The organism is Thalassobacillus devorans (assembly GCF_900176565.1).
GTDB classification, from domain to species: domain Bacteria; phylum Bacillota; class Bacilli; order Bacillales; family Halobacillaceae; genus Thalassobacillus; species Thalassobacillus devorans_A.
Genome location: NZ_FXEH01000005.1, coordinates 22,483 through 37,418, shown reverse-complemented (window position 1 = coordinate 37,418; position 14,936 = coordinate 22,483). Strand labels below are relative to the sequence as shown.

Here is a 14,936-nt window from a genome sequence, read left to right as displayed (position 1 = left end):
AATCTTAAGTTTATGGAATCAAGGAGAAAGTGTCAATCTATGTAAGAAACTATTGGATATAAGTAGGGATTCCTTGAGTCCTGTCCAAAAAGAGAATAAAATAGAAAAGGAAGTGAAAAACAGGATGGAAGTAATACACCCGTTCGTGAGCAGGGTGACTTATATAGGGCTTAGTCTTAGTATTCTCTAAGACTATCATTCCTGGTACTCAGGGGGGACACGTATGATTCATACAGAAGCAGCGACACTGGATGAAGTCATAGATCAGGCATTGAATAAAGCGAAACAGACCAATAAAGAGCAGCTGGTAAGTTTCGTTGATTATATAGAACCAATTGACCCGATTTTGTTTTATGTGGGAGCATCGGTGATGGGTGATACCCGACTTTTTTGGAAAAGTGCCGATGAAGACTTTGTAATGGCAGGAGTTGGTGCGGCTGTACGTTTAGCTTCACCAAAAAACGACCGTTTTCAGGATATACAATTTCAATGGAAGAAGCTGATGGAGCACGCCTACAGGTTCGATCGCTATGAGCAAAAGGGAACCGGTCCAGTAGCCATGGGAGGTTTCAGCTTTGATCCTTTCAAAGTAAGTACCGAATTATGGGCTTCTTTTGAAAACAGTCAGCTGGAAATTCCGGGCTATTTACTGACGAAAGTGGGGAGTGACCATTATCTTACCATTAATGCCATCATTTACCCGGATGACCATAAAGAACAATTGAAATTTCAATGGGAAGAAGCTAAGGCGTTATTGTTGCAATGTACTAACCGTTCTTTTAGTACTCCGGAAATTTTGGAACAAACCGAAATCGAACCGGAAGCATGGAAACAGTTGGTTAAGAAAGCAACGGAAGATATTGAAGCCGGAGTGGTGGATAAAGTAGTGCTGGCACGGGAGATGCGGTTGAAGTTTGATGAAAATGTTGACATAGCTCAAGTACTTCAGCATCTGGATGACACCCAGACGAACAGTTATATTTTCGCATTTGAAAGTAATGGTGCCCAATTTGTCGGGGCTACCCCGGAACGCCTGGTTAAAGTGGAAAATCAAAACTTATTGTCTACCTGTCTTGCGGGGACAATCCCTCGAGGGGAGACAGCCGAACAGGATGAAAAGCTGGGGCAGGAACTCCTGATGGACGAAAAGAACCTGGAGGAGCACCAGTTCGTTGTCCGGATGATACGTGAGGCGATCGAAGCCTGCAGTGAAAACGTCGATATTCCAGCCTCGCCTGTACTTTATCCATTAAAGAATCTTCAACACCTTTATACACCAGTAAGGGCAAGATTAAAGCAGGAGCATACATTACTGGATGTCGTTTCCCGTCTGCACCCGACACCGGCGTTGGGAGGATTGCCACAAGAGGAAGCGATTGAATATATCCGGGAGTTTGAACCCCTTGATCGAGGCTGGTATGCCGGTCCGGTAGGATGGTTCGACTCGAATCAAAATGGGGAATTCGCCGTCGCCATAAGATCTGCATTGATTGAACAGAATAGGGCATCCTTATTTTCGGGCTGTGGCGTAGTAAAAGATTCGGATCCCGAAATGGAATATGAAGAAACAGCAATTAAGTTTACACCGATGTTAGCCGTACTAGGAGGAGCATGATGGAACACACCGAGACACTGACCAGGTACATGGCCAAGTTTGTGCAAGGATTAGTGGAGGCGGGGGTACGGGATGTTGTCATCTCGCCTGGCTCTCGTTCTACTCCAATCGCCATGACCTGTGCTGAATACGATGAAATTAATCATTGGGTTAACCTGGATGAGCGCTCGGCTGCCTTCTTTGCTCTTGGCATGGCAAAAGAACGAAGAAGGCCTGTAGCGCTGGTATGTACTTCCGGCACCGCTGCTGCCAATTATTTTCCTGCTGTGATTGAAGCTTTCTACAGCAGGATTCCTTTAATTGTACTCACTGCAGACCGGCCTCATGAACTTCGGGATGTTGGGGCTCCCCAGGCAATAGAACAACTGAACTTGTACGGGGAGTACGTAAAGTGGTTCCATGATCTTGCATTGCCAGAAGGGAGCGAAAAAATGCTCCGTTATGCGAATACTACCGCTGGTCGTGCTGTTCAGGAAGCAATTCTTGGGAATGCTGGTCCTGTCCAAATCAACCTGCCGTTACGGGAACCTTTGATCCCTGACTTTACTTTACCAGGTTTATGGGAAACTGACAGGTCAACAAAAGAACAGAGCCCGGTCATTGGCAAGCGGGGATTGGATCGTGAACATCTGGATAGTCTGATTGAAAAACTCAAAGGGTTTTCCAAAGGCGTCATAGTTTGCGGACCGCAGATGGACCCTGAGCTTGGTGAAGCGCTCGCCTATTTGGCTAAGCGCATCGGTGCTCCTGTATTGGCAGATCCACTGTCCCAGCTTAGAGCAAATAAGTATGAAAAGAATAATATCATTGAGACGTACGATGCGATTTTAAAGCATGATGAAATTAAACAGGCACTGCAGCCGGAGTTTATTATCCGTTTCGGAGCGATGCCGGTTTCCAAGCCTTACTTACAATGGCTGACTTCCCTGAATGCCCCGCTTCACTTCATAGTGGAACCGGAGGCAGGATACCGTGAACCAGCAGGTGTCGAGACTGCAGCCATCTATGCCGATCCTGTTATTTTCTCTGAGCAGTTAGCTGAACGGCTGGATGAGCCTATTGTGGAATATAGCTGGCTTGATACCTGGAAAAGTATGAATCGGATTGCGAAAGACCTGCTGCTTGCGGAATCACCTGAAGAAGGTATGAATGAAGGTCATGCAGTAGTCAAGCTTGCCGAAGTGATACCTGACCAGTCTATTTTATATGTCGGCAATAGCATGCCAATCCGTGATGTCGATACTTTCTTCATGACTACGCCAAAAGCAGTCGATATCATGGCTAACCGGGGCGCGAACGGCATTGATGGTGTCGTGTCTGCTGCCTTGGGTACAGGTGCCAATGGTAAACCGGTAACATTGCTGATTGGAGATTTATCCTTTTTCCATGACATGAACGGGTTGTTGATTGCTAAACAAAAGAACCTTAACATCACAATTGTTCTGATAAATAATGATGGGGGCGGGATATTTTCCTACTTGCCGCAAGCCAGCCATCCTGAACATTATGAGGAGTTGTTCGGCACTCCCATGGGCATTGAATTTCAACCATTTGTGGAAGCTTATGGCGGCTCTTATTGCCTGGCAGAATCGTGGGAGGACTATACAAATGCATTGGCTGAAAGTTATGCTTCATCAGGTTTATCGGTGATAGAGGTCCAGACGAGACGGGAAGAAAATGTTCCTTACCATAGGGCAAAATGGGAAAGCGTCAAAGAAGCTATTGGTAAACAGTTAAAGGGTTGATCGTTATGTATCATACAATTGATGGCACAAAATACTGGGTGGAAATTAATGGCCAAGGCCCTCCTATGATGTTGCTGCACGGTTTTACCGGAAGCACTCGGACGTGGGATGACGTAGCTGGGGTGCTAATAAATAAAGGGTTACAAGTGATAACGATTGACCTGCCCGGGCATGGGAAAACCATTTATAACACGGATTACAGGTTATCGATGGAACGGGTTTGTCATGACTTGAAACACTTAATAGATAAATTAAACCTTTCTTCTCTTACCCTGGCAGGATATTCCATGGGTGGGAGAACGGCCCTTTCCTTTGCTGCTTTATATCCGGATTATGTGGCACAACTTATTTTAGAAAGTGCCTCTCCCGGGTTGGAATCGAGTGAGGATCAGCATGCAAGGATTAGTAAGGATGAAAGACTGGCCAAAAAGTTAGAAGTTGAAGGGATCCTATCATTTGTCGATTTTTGGGAAAACCTTCCCCTATTTGATTCCCAACGAAGACTCCCGGAAAAAGTGAAAAGAAAAATTCGGGAAGAAAGATTGAGCCAGTCTGCAGCTGGTTTAGCACTGTCACTCCGCGGCATGGGAACTGGTGTCCAGCCCTCATGGTGGGAACAGTTAGTGCATCTGGAATTGCCAGTCCAACTGATTGTTGGCGAGTGGGACAAGAAGTTTGTATCTATCAATGAACGTATGAAAAGAAAGCTATCAGATAGCTCGCTGTACGTGATTCGGGAGGCTGGGCATGCGGTTCATGTCGAACAACCGGAGTTTTTTGCTGAAATTGTCAGCGAATTCGTGCTAGAATAAGAAACGGAAAGCGTTTTAAAGGAGGAGTTTCCATGACAATTGAATGGGTAAACGAAAGAAATTACGAAGATATTCTTTATGAAACATATGATGGTATTGCAAAAATCACCATCAACCGTCCGGAAGTTCGCAATGCTTTCCGTCCACAAACGGTTAATGAACTGCTGGATGCTTTTACTTATGCAAGAGATGATTCCAAAATAGGTGTCATCGTATTGGCAGGAGCTGGAGATAAAGCGTTTTGTTCCGGTGGCGACCAATCCGTACGTGGGCATGGCGGTTATGTAGGAGAAGATGAAATCCCTCGCCTGAATGTACTGGACTTGCAGCGCTTAATCCGTGTCATTCCAAAGCCTGTCGTTGCAATGGTCTCTGGCTATGCAATTGGTGGCGGGCATGTGCTGCATGTAGTTTGTGATTTGACCATTGCGGCTGACAACGCCATTTTTGGTCAGACTGGCCCTAAAGTAGGAAGCTTTGATGCCGGGTATGGCGCAGGGCTGCTTGCTCGTATTGTCGGCCATAAGAAAGCGCGCGAAATCTGGTACCTGTGCCGTCAATATGATGCACAGGAAGCATTGGACATGGGCTTGGTCAATACGGTTGTGCCAGTGGAAGAATTGGAAAAAGAAACCGTACAATGGTGTCAGGAAATGCTTGAAAAGTCACCGACTGCCTTACGTTTCCTAAAAGCGTCCTTTAATGCAGATACAGATGGCCTTGCTGGCCTTCAGCAAATGGGTGGAGATGCAACATTACTTTATTACACTACCGATGAGGCAAAAGAAGGCCGTGACGCCTTTAAAGAGAAAAGAAAGCCTGATTTCAAACAGTTCCCGCGTTTCCCTTGATCGGAACAGGAACAAGTCAGGACAAACAATGGGGAAAGCATCAGTTCGTGCACACGCATGGAAGCTGATGCTTTCTTCTCTTTTTACATAACAAATAAGTAATTGGCCTATTTTTAAGATCTTAAGGAGGTTTTATGGCATGGTAACGACAATCCCTCACTGGCTGCTGAAACAGGCAGAATTAAATCCAGAAGAAACAGCTATCGAAATGGACGATGGTATCACTCTTTCTTATCAGGAACTTCACAAAGAAAGTCTGCGATACGCTGCTTATTTTGAAAAATCGGGCGTTAAAAAAGGGGACCATGTAGCGGTTCTTTCTTCTAATCGGATAGAAATGCCCGTCGTTATCCACTCACTTAGTTATATCGGTGCAGTCATTGTGTTGCTGAATACACGTCTTACAGCTAAAGAACTTACTTTTCAACTGCAAGATGCGGAAATCACGCTTATGGTTACAGAACCGGACTTCAATTCCGTAGCTGGCGAAGCAGCACATAGAGCCGGCCTTAGCCAGGATAAGATTGTAGAATATCAGGAAATTCAACCAGAAGAGGTTCGACCAACATATATGCAGACAGAAATAAATTTAGGGGATCTTTTCACAATCATGTACACATCAGGGACAACCGGTAATCCTAAAGGGGTACAGTTGACTTATGGAAACCATTGGGCAAGTGCAGTAAGTTCCGCTCTTAATCTCGGTCTGTCCCCTTTTGAAAAATGGCTGGTCTGTTTACCGATGTTCCATGTCAGTGGATTCTCTGCATTGATTAAAAATGTTGTTTATGGCATGCCGATTTTCTTAATGCAGCGTTTTGAAGAAAAAGCGGTCATTAAAGCCATCCGTCAAACTGGTGTTACCATGTTATCGGCAGTCTCCGTCATGCTGCAGCGGATGATAGGAGAATTAGGAGGGGAACAGCTTCCGCACCATTTCCGAGGGGTACTACTGGGAGGTGGGCCAGCGCCAAAGCCGCTTTTAGAAAAAGCAAAAGAAAAAAAGATCCCGGCTTTCCAAACCTATGGAATGACGGAGACGGCATCACAAATAGTTACATTAAACCCAAAAGATGCTCTGAGGAAACTCGGATCCGCGGGAAAACCTTTAAGTACAGCAAGCCTTAAAATCGATGCAGCCGTGGGGGAAGTGGGCGAAATCATAGTGAAAGGTCCCATGGTGACTACTGGGTACTTTAAACGGGAGGAAGCAACTGAAGAGGTTATGTCAGAAGATGGATGGCTTGCAACCGGGGACCTTGGCTATCTGGATGAAGAAGGGTTTCTTTTTGTGGTCGATAGAAGAAAAGACTTGATTATTTCCGGCGGGGAAAATATTTATCCTGCTGAGATAGAAAGCGTACTGGCGGGGATGGAAGGTGTTAGGGAGGCTGGTGTGACAGGCATAAAGGATGAAAATTGGGGACAAGTACCTGTCGCTTTTATAGTTGCTGATACTAATGGTGCAATCCGCGAAGAGGATGTGCTTCAATTTTGTAATAGTGAACTGGCAAAATATAAATGCCCCAAGGAGATTCATTTTGTAGACCAGCTTCCTCGTAATGCCTCAAATAAGCTGATGAGGCGGGAACTCTTATGTTTACGGAAAGTTGATGGTGACAAAGGATGAATATAGCAGAGGTTCGCATGCGTAAAATTGAGATGCCACTGAGGTACCCTTTTCAGACACATGCCGGCCAGGTCAATGACCGGGAGCTGATTATTATAGAAATAATGGATAATGAAGGAAGGAAGGGGTTTGGAGAAGTGACAGCCTTTTCTACACCCTTTTATACGTCAGAAACAATCGAATCTGCCTGGTCGGTATTAAGACGAATATTCCTTCCTGCTGTTAAATGGCACCAGCTTGCCCATCCATCCAACATGGCCAGCCAATTGTCAATCTGGCAAGGCAATCAAATGGCAAAAGCCGGGTTAGAAGCAGCATTATGGGATTTGTGTGCAAAACAAGTAAACAAAAGTCTTAGTATGTTGATCGGTGGAAGTCGGTCGTATGTCGAATCAGGTGTTGTACTGAGCCTCTCGGATAAGCTTGATGATGTGATCGCTAACTATCAGGAAGAAGGCTACAGGCGCTATAAGTTGAAAGTTGAAAAGTATAACGAAGGTCAGATGATTGAAGAAATCAAAACTTATGCTCCCTCTCTTCCTGTGATGATTGATGCCAATGGGATCTATAAAGAAAAGGATTTCCCTTATTTACAATCATTGGATTCCCATGGTTTGATGATGATCGAACAACCTTTTCGGCCCGGGGATTTCTATCTTCATCAACAGTTGCAACATCAGCTGGAGACCCCTCTCTGCCTGGATGAAAGTGTAACCTCGCTGGCGGATGCCAAACAGGCAGTTCGGATGGGGAGCTGCCAAATAATCAACATCAAAATCAGCCGTGTGGGAGGAATGACGGAAGCACTTGCAATCCATGAATGGAGTAGAAAAAATAATATCCCTGTCTGGTGCGGGGGGATGGTGGAGTCTGGTATATCCAAAGCTCACAATATTGCGCTGGCGTCCCTTGATGGATTCACCATACCTGGGGATATATCTGCTTCTTCCCGTTTTTGGGAAAGGGATTTGATCATCCCGGAGGTTGAGGTCCAACAAGGAAGAATAAAAGTCCCATTGGGCCCAGGGATAGGCTTTAAAGTGGATGAAGAGTACTTGCAGTTTGTCACCCAAGACACTTATATCTTCCAACCTGAAAAAGCTGAGTTTTAAATATCTTAGAAACTTAATGAAAGTCATTCCAATTTTTGGGGAGAGGTTTATCCTCATAAAGGGAAGGGTATTTCACAGTTTCTAGGAGGGGCCTATGAAAAAACTACTGATAACAATCACAATCATTTTAGTCATCATCGCAGCGGTTACTTATTTTCTTGGACAAAATCAGAAACAAAAAGCGGAAGAGCAGGAGGAATTAGTCGCCTTAGGAGATTCGCTCACCTATGGAGTAGGGGATAAAACTGGAAACGGTTATGTAGGCGACTTGCAAACCTTATTAAGTAAAAATCACGAAGGCCCGGTGACGGTCCATAATTATGGCATTCCCGGCCAGCAGTCCGATGGCTTACTGCAGCAGTTGGATAAAGAGAATGTGTTAAAGAATATAGAAGATGCCGATTACTTTATCATCTTTATCGGAACCAATGATTTAATTAATAGTAATGGCGGGGATCTTGCGAAGGTTTATGATAACCGTATCGAACAAGGAAAAAAAGACTATGAAAATAACGTAAGGGAAATATTGACGATAATACGGGACAGGAATGCTGATGCTCCAATATTATTTTTAGGTCTCTATAACCCCTTTCCTTCTTCTGAAGAATTAGAACAAGTGGTGCGAGATTGGAACAACCATAGTCAGCAAGTTGTTAATGATTACAGTAGAACAAAATTCATTGAAACGAATGGACTGTTCGATAAGAAGTCGGATAAGTATTTCAGTGATGAGCTTCATCCGACAGAAGAGGGATATCAGTTGATTACCAAAAAAATATTGCAAGAATATGATTTTTAAAGGGAAAACGAGTATGTAACTTTGTGGTTTCATGGTTTCATACTCGTTTTTTAATGAAACTATTTTTCCAAGGAACTACATAAGAGCTGAATTTATAATTTCTTGATATAGATGGGGGCATATCACACGACGCAAAATTTTCATATCTCTTTGAAAACTCCTTGAATGAAAATGATTATCAAATTCATTGACACAGTTTACGGAGCCCCATAGACTTATAATTGGAATATCAGCAAAAAAAGAACTTATACTATATGGAATGGACAGTGCATTGAGGTGATTACAATGACTCGACTGAGTGAAAGAGAAGAAACCTTTATGGAAGATCACTTCCGGTATGTTTCACGAATACAGAGGGATAGCGAACCTTATGAGATAATCCATGCTTCCGAGCTATTGGATAAACAGACACTGCAGAAAAAATTAGACGAAATCCATGTTTTTATGGAATCCGATTTTTATTTGACTACAGCATCTATCTTTTCAAAACGTTACAGTTATTATATAGTGACAGGCGTTTTGGCGATGATATCGGCATTCGACAAATGTCCGGATCATCGACCGGAAAATATAAGGCTCGTACGTCTTGATGAGGATAAAAAATGGTTTCCGAAGCTTACATTTGTTTCTAAGGACGTCGAGGAACTTATTGCTGTTAACCGTCATACTAGGTTACGTGAACAATTGACCGAATTATTCTCGGAACATGTCCGGCCTTTATTTCTTCAGATCAACCAATTGACCAGGCTATCTATGAACGTATTATGGGAAAACTTCGCTATATATCTCTACTGGTTTTATGAACGCTATGCTGAGAATCACTTTGATGAAGAACGGATGGCACAAATCCGTGATGATTTTCATTTCATTGTACATGAATTGGATGGCTCCAGTTTTGGAGAAGAGAAGAACCCGTTCCATTATTTCAGCTATCAGCCAAAGCTGCCAAACGGAGCTCGGGAAAGGAAATGCTGCTGTTTAAGCTATAAATTGCATGAGGACAGTGGATATTGCAAAGTTTGTCCTCATCGTTGCTGATGCAGCGTTTTTCATTTCATTAGCTTATAAGTAGAAAAATCATGATAATTCTCCTCTTGTTTGTAAAAACTATTGGTAAGATGAGGAGGGCTATCATGGAAAGAAACAAATATTACGTAAATATTGGTTCCCAGGAAATTTCAGTCAACCATGATGGGAATAATGATATTTTCACAATTTACGCGACTGAAGAAGAAGTAGTGGAACTTCGCGCCTTTTTTGATGAAATACACAACGCAGATGAGCGTACTTTCTGGAGGGCTCATATTCCCTTTCGTCACTACCATAATGATGAATCCAATGCCGAATTTGATGATGGCATAAGGATGGTATTCCGCAGGGTATATGAGTTAGGAGACGAAAAGACAAAAGAGCATATTGGAAGTATGGGAATTCTTGAGGATCAGGATTCTACCGAAGGCCGTAGACATTTATAATGTTTACGGTTTTTTCGATTTTATTTTTAAATATCTGCTAGCAAAAAGGGTTTATGGAAGATTTGGAACAGGAATACTGATTATATAAAACAAGGACATCAAGGGGTGGACAACAATGAGAAAAACTTCAACAGCAAAATTGGCCAAATCGATTGTGATAGCTGTTCCGTTAGCGCTTTTTGTTCAGACCGGAGTATCCCTGAACGCGGAAGAACCTAAACAAGTTAACATGCACCAGGAATCCGTAACGGATCCGGAAGAAAAAAAGGCCACCAGCACGGAGAGTGAAAATAAAGAGAGCCTGGATAAAGCGACGATTGAAGAACGGACGGACCAGTTTATGGATCAGTTGGTTCAGAAGACAGACGAAAATTATAAAGTTTTAAATTATGACAGCAAAGAAGCATTGCTGGAAGGGTTCGAGTCGATAGCGACAGGGCAGGCCGCAAAAGAATATGTTGATTTTTATTATAAAGAAAAGCAATCAGGTCTTTATATTCTTCCTACAGAAACGCCGCCTTGGTTTGTAAATGGCCAACCTTATGATACCATCGATATAGATAAGAACCATAAGAAGGTCGTCCAAAAGAATAATGATGAACTCTACGGTGACTATACAATTGCCATTACCTTTATATATGACGGAAAGTGGCGAATTCAGGAGATAGAACATGAGTAATTAACGAAGCAGTCAAAGGCAGTTGAAGCGGCGATGAAGACATTTTATGATTACTATAATAACGAAGTGAAATTATCATTTGATAATCAACCTTTTTCTAAAAACCCTAAGCATGTGTGGGTGATATGCAGATACAAAGATAAATGGCTGCTCACCCAGCATAAGGATCGTGGTATTGAATTTCCAGGGGGGAAAGTCGAAGCAGGTGAAACAGCAGACGAAGCAGCCTTTCGGGAAGTAAAAGAAGAGACAGGTGCAGATATTAAAGAATTGCTATACCTTGGGCAATATCATGTGGATGGCAAAGGGGGGACGATTATAAAAAATATCTATTTCGCAAGAATCGAATCCATCGAAAAACAGGAGCATTATTTTGAAACAGAAGGCCCTGTACTTTTTGATTCTTTGCCAGCAAACATTAAAAAGAATAAGCGTTTCAGTTTTATGATGAAAGATGGAGTTTTACCCAGTAGTTTACAATACATCGAAAAAATGCAATTACTACAAGAAAAAGACACATAATAACCTTAAGAGGACAAAAAAGCTTAGAGTACCCAAGTGGCTCTAAGCTTTACTTATGTAAACTAAAGAAGGCGATCCCCTTCCTGGCTGTAAATAACGTAAGCAGGCAACGTTTTTTTATATTAAGTCTTTTGAATTTATTTGAACAGGCGATTTGATATATAATAAATATGTGAAAATATTCACGATATCCTTACGGGAGACTGAAATACTTATGACTGACTTAAAAGCTATTGCAAAGCAACAAAAAATAGAACGAGTAATGCTGGCCATTATCGCTGTACTGACAGGGACTATGGTTATAGGACAGGCCTATCTGTTTGTTTCTGTGGTCGATAGCATTTTTTTGCAGGGGCTATCATTCTCTGATGTGCTGCCGAGTTTAGCCGGCTTGTTAGTAGTAATGATTGTAAGGGCTGCGTTAACGTACTGGAGTGGCCGGACTGGGGTTAAAATGGCTGCTAAAGTAAAAGCTGATTTTCGCAGGTCTTTATTACGGAAATTTACCAGAAACCCGATACAGGCTTCATTTAAAGGACAATCAGGGCAGAAAGTCAGTGTGATGCTGGATGCAGTGGATGAAATAGATAGCTATTTCAGTCAATATGTGCCGCAAGTGATCCAGAGTTCCATTGTTCCATTGATGATCATCGGAACAGCGTTTTATTTCCATACACCAACTGGAGTCATCATGTTGATTACTGCTCCCTTTATACCGGTTTTTATGGCTATCATTGGCATGAAAACGAAGGATAAATCTGAAGAAAAAATGGAAGAAATGGCGGCATTCTCAGGAAAATTTCTGGATATATTACAAGGTTTGACAACACTTAAATTATTTGGAGAGGCTGGACGGCAACAGGAAAAAATAAGAACAAGCAGTATCAGATTCAGGGATGCCACCATGGAAGTGCTGAAGCTGGCTTTCGTTTCTTCATTGACCTTAGAATTCATTTCCATGTTGAGTATTGGGATTATCGCTCTTGAGGTAGGGCTGCGTTTGATTGTATTTGAAAACATCAGTTTCTTTACAGCTTTCTTTGTGCTTGTGCTTGCCCCTGAATTTTATACGGCACTTAAAGATTTAGGTAGTGCTTTCCATACTGGACGAGGAAGTATGGGAGCGGCCGACAAGATAACAAAGGAATTAGAAGAAAAAGAAAACACAGTAGAGTGGGGAGAACAAGATTTTTCAATGAGTGAACCACCTTCTATTAGCTTGAAGGATATTAGTTTTCGGTATCAGGAGAATGGTTTTTCTCTGGAGGATATCACTGTTGAGCTTCCCGCTAATCAACAAATAGCGGTCGTAGGTAGAAGCGGTTCAGGAAAGACAACACTACTTTATTTGATAGCCGGATTGATCCCTCCTGAAAAAGGAAGAATAAAAGTAGAGGATAAGCACCTATATGATTACGTGGAAGCGGCATGGTTTCAGCAATTAAGTTATATATCACAACACCCCTATTTATTTGCAGGTACAATTGCAGATAATATCGCTATTGGTGTCGAAAAAGAGGTTACAAGAACAGACGTGGAGAGGGCTGCGGAACAAGCAGGAATTTCAGGGCTTCTCCACTCTCTTGAACAAGGATTGGATACTGCAATCGGTGAAGCGGGCCGGGGACTTTCTGGCGGGGAGATGCAAAGGGTTGCACTTGCTCGCGCTTTTTTGAAAAACCCTTCGATCATTTTGTTTGATGAACCTACAACAGGGCTGGATTTGGAGACAGAGCGTATATTACAGCACTCCATCGAAGAACTTGCTAAGAATTCTACGGTTATTACAGTCGCACACCGGCTTCATACAATTAAAAACGCGGATAAAATTCTTTTCCTGGATAAAGGTAGATTGATTGCTCAAGGATCTCACCAGGAATTACTGATTAATACACCTGCCTATCGTGAGATGGTGACAGCACAACAAGGGGGTGGAGCGTAATGATTCACTTGAAATATGTTCTAAAGGAAATAGTGACGGAAAAAAAAGATATTTTCCTGTCTGTTCTTTTCGGATATCTCGCCGGCATGACAGCGATTGTGCTGTTTGGGGCAAGCGGGTACTTAGTCTCGAAAGCGGCATTGGCTCCGCCATTATATACACTCGCATTTTTGATAGCAGGTGTGAAACTGATGGGTTTTTTTCGAGCCCTGAGTCGCTATGGCGAGCGTTATTTTTCCCATCGTGCCACCTTTACCATGCTTAGTAATATCCGTGCCTCTTTTTTTCAGAAACTTGAACCCTTGGCTCCCCGTATATTTCAAAAGTATCGAAGTGGGGATTTACTTGCACGGATTGTCGGAGATGTGGAAAGCCTGCAAAACTTTTTTTTACGCGTGCTTTATCCCCCGATCCTATTAATTTTGGTATTTTTAAGCACAATATTTTTTGTGGTTTTCTATTCGTGGTGGATTGCTGTTCTTTTATTTATCGGTTTGATTTTAACAGGGCTGATTATCCCAGCCTGGTTTACAATCAGGCAGAAAAAAATGGAGAGTCGAATCAGAGAAGCAAGGGCTGAGCTTTCCACGGAGGCGACCGAGTTACTTTATGGATTTTTGGATTTGAAAATCTATCAAAAGCTTAAGGGGAAAGAGGCACAACTAACGAATGCATCGGAGGCTTATATTTTCGAACAGGAACTTGAAGGGAAAACAGCGATGTTTAATCATGCTATTAATTCCATGGCATCTTTCACGGTTTCCTGGCTAGTGCTGACAGTGGGCGCTTTTTTGGTAACGGAAGGTCAGCTTGATGGTGTCTTTCTGGCTATGCTTGTCATGATTTCGTTAACCATGTTCGAAAATGCCACACCGATGGCTGTGCTGCCAGATCATTTAGAAGATAATCGCAGAGCAGCAGAGCGCCTTTATTCTGTTGTGGAAGAGTCTGAAGCAGAAACTGGTTCATCTTCATCCAAAAAGATTCCGAACAAACAGGCACTGGCAATCGAGTTTGAAAAGGTATCCTATACATTTCCGGAAGAAAGACACCCGGCAATACAGGATGTATCATTTCATTTGCCTGCTGGCTCAAAAACGGCGATCGTTGGTCCCAGTGGTTCAGGAAAGTCCACCCTGCTGCAACTGCTTCTGGGAATTTCTGACCCAGATAAGGGAGAGATCTATGTAGGAGACAGCGAAATTATTCATATCTCTAAAGAAGATTTGTGGAGCAAAACGAATGTGGTCCTGCAGGAAAACCATTTCTTTTATGGTACGATCCGGGAAAATTTACTGATTGCAGATAACAGTTTGACTGACGAAACGATGAATTCAGTACTGAATAAAGTGGAATTACAGCAGTTTTCTTTAGATGATCAGGTATTAGAAAAAGCGGAGAACTTTTCCGGTGGTGAAAAGCAGCGCCTGGCCATTGCAAGAGCAATGTTAAAAGGAGAGCGTTTATGGCTGTTAGACGAACCTGCTTCATCGATTGATGCGCTCACAGAGAAATATATTTATGCCCATCTGTTACACCAGGCACAAAACGATACGCTCGTCTTAATCAGCCACCGCTTGACAGGGCTTGAAAAAATGGATCAAATTATTATCATGGAACAAGGGAAGATGATCGAAGCAGGTACGTATAAAGAATTAATGGATAAAAAAAGCTATTTCTACCATATGAAGCAAATAGAAAAAGATGTATTAATGTAAAAAAAGTCGTTCAACCCGCTGCTCCCGGTTGAACGA

At 42.7% G+C, this 14,936-nt stretch carries 13 protein-coding genes; all 13 read left to right on the top strand.

Translation table 11 applies throughout. The features are described from left to right. Window positions 1-223: 223 nt before the first annotated feature. The 13 genes from B9Y67_RS04985 to cydC all read left to right on the top strand — a co-directional run bounded on the left by B9Y67_RS04985 (window position 224) and on the right by cydC (window position 14,900). Complete coding sequence (locus tag B9Y67_RS04985) at window positions 224-1,615, top strand: isochorismate synthase (RefSeq protein WP_085505693.1); 1,392 nt, start codon at window positions 224-226, stop codon at window positions 1,613-1,615. Further along, on the top strand, window positions 1,615-3,360 hold the full coding sequence (menD, locus tag B9Y67_RS04980) for a 2-succinyl-5-enolpyruvyl-6-hydroxy-3-cyclohexene-1-carboxylic-acid synthase (RefSeq protein WP_085505692.1): 1,746 nt from the start codon (window positions 1,615-1,617) through the stop codon (window positions 3,358-3,360). The genes B9Y67_RS04985 and menD overlap by 1 nt, the downstream gene beginning before the upstream one ends. Window positions 3,361-3,365: 5 nt before the next feature. Then, on the top strand, window positions 3,366-4,172 hold the full coding sequence (gene menH, locus B9Y67_RS04975; RefSeq protein WP_085505691.1) for a 2-succinyl-6-hydroxy-2,4-cyclohexadiene-1-carboxylate synthase: 807 nt from the start codon (window positions 3,366-3,368) through the stop codon (window positions 4,170-4,172). A gap of 32 nt (window positions 4,173-4,204) precedes the next feature. Continuing rightward, window positions 4,205-5,023, top strand: coding sequence for a 1,4-dihydroxy-2-naphthoyl-CoA synthase (gene menB / locus B9Y67_RS04970; protein ID WP_062440751.1), 819 nt, complete (start codon window positions 4,205-4,207; stop codon window positions 5,021-5,023). Window positions 5,024-5,162: 139 nt separating this feature from the next. Beyond that, window positions 5,163-6,653, top strand: a complete 1,491-nt coding sequence (locus tag B9Y67_RS04965) for an o-succinylbenzoate--CoA ligase (RefSeq protein ID WP_085505690.1) — start codon at window positions 5,163-5,165, stop codon at window positions 6,651-6,653. Window positions 6,654-6,670: 17 nt separating this feature from the next. Then, window positions 6,671-7,765, top strand: coding sequence for an o-succinylbenzoate synthase (gene menC, locus B9Y67_RS04960; protein ID WP_254901708.1), 1,095 nt, complete (start codon window positions 6,671-6,673; stop codon window positions 7,763-7,765). A 94-nt stretch (window positions 7,766-7,859) separates the two neighbouring features. After that, the gene (locus tag B9Y67_RS04955) at window positions 7,860-8,564 is read left to right on the top strand and encodes a DUF459 domain-containing protein (RefSeq protein WP_085505688.1); all 705 of its coding nucleotides are present in this window, start codon (window positions 7,860-7,862) and stop codon (window positions 8,562-8,564) included. A gap of 285 nt (window positions 8,565-8,849) precedes the next feature. After that, complete coding sequence (locus B9Y67_RS04950) at window positions 8,850-9,602, top strand: IucA/IucC family C-terminal-domain containing protein (RefSeq protein ID WP_085505687.1); 753 nt, start codon at window positions 8,850-8,852, stop codon at window positions 9,600-9,602. 95 nt (window positions 9,603-9,697) lie between these two features. Further along, a complete protein-coding gene (locus tag B9Y67_RS04945) occupies window positions 9,698-10,039 on the top strand; it encodes a hydrolase (protein WP_085505686.1) in 342 nt (113 codons plus the stop codon). A gap of 115 nt (window positions 10,040-10,154) precedes the next feature. Next, window positions 10,155-10,718, top strand: coding sequence for a hypothetical protein (locus B9Y67_RS04940; protein WP_085505685.1), 564 nt, complete (start codon window positions 10,155-10,157; stop codon window positions 10,716-10,718). A gap of 33 nt (window positions 10,719-10,751) precedes the next feature. Beyond that, complete coding sequence (ytkD, locus tag B9Y67_RS04935) at window positions 10,752-11,240, top strand: RNA deprotection pyrophosphohydrolase (RefSeq protein WP_085505684.1); 489 nt, start codon at window positions 10,752-10,754, stop codon at window positions 11,238-11,240. Between the two features lie 214 nt (window positions 11,241-11,454). After that, window positions 11,455-13,182 (top strand): thiol reductant ABC exporter subunit CydD, encoded by a 1,728-nt coding sequence (gene cydD, locus B9Y67_RS04930; RefSeq protein WP_085505683.1) that lies wholly within the window; start codon window positions 11,455-11,457, stop codon window positions 13,180-13,182. Further along, entirely contained in the window at window positions 13,182-14,900 is a 1,719-nt protein-coding gene (cydC, locus tag B9Y67_RS04925) for a thiol reductant ABC exporter subunit CydC (protein ID WP_085505682.1), read from the top strand. The genes cydD and cydC overlap by 1 nt, the downstream gene beginning before the upstream one ends. The last annotated feature ends 36 nt before the right edge of the window (window positions 14,901-14,936 follow it).